This is a genomic window from Virgibacillus carmonensis, assembly GCF_057836705.1.
Window position 1 is genome coordinate 1 of record NZ_JBYQFJ010000128.1, and the last position, 752, is coordinate 752.

A 752-nucleotide genomic window follows, 5' to 3' on the forward strand; every position below is an offset into this window, starting at 1 on the left:
TGATCAAATTGGTATTGTAAAGGTATTTGTTGATGTTGCCGGGTTAAAGGAATCAATCGACAGTCGGGAAGTCCCTGTAAATGTATATGATAGTCAGGGTAATGAATTAAATGTAAACGTGAAACCACAAAATGTCGTTGTCTCGGCAGAATTGCTGAACCCAAGTAAAACCGTCCCAGTAGCGGTTCCTACGACGGGTGAACTGCCGAAGGATTACTCGCTGGCTTCAATAAAAGCGGGTCTTGATGAGGTGGAAGTCTTTGCAACTAATTCGATTTTGGCGGATATTGATAAGGTACAAACCGAGGAAATTAACTTATCGGATATTACAAAGTCCCAGACAATCGAAGCAAAGCTTGCCCCGCCGGATGGGGCTACCATCCCCGAAACAGATACAGTTGAGGTTGAAATAGAGTTGGAGCAAACTAAAACAATTGAAGATGTTGCAATTGACGTTGACAATCTTAGTGATGGACAAGAATTATCATTTCTAACTCCGGAAGATGCTAAGATGAAAGTAGATGTTGCAGGTTCTGAAAAAGATATAAGTAAACTGAATGCAGAAAAAATTAAATTGACTGTAGATGCAGAGGGACTTGATGAGGGAGAACATAAATTACCCATCGTCATTGTGGGGCCGGAAAATGTTAAAATTACCCCCGAAATGGAACAGGTGACAATTGAAATTAAGTAAATCTGTTCCAAGACTAAATTTAAAAACATACGTTGTACTAATAATTAAAGGCAGAATA

At 39.4% G+C, this 752-nt stretch carries 1 protein-coding gene; it reads left to right on the top strand.

From position 1 onward, the window contains the following. A partial coding sequence (locus tag AC3G7N_RS20880) for a CdaR family protein (protein ID WP_489424077.1) occupies positions 1 to 694 on the top strand: 694 nt, incomplete at its 5' end. Between the last annotated feature and the right edge of the window lie 58 nt (positions 695 to 752).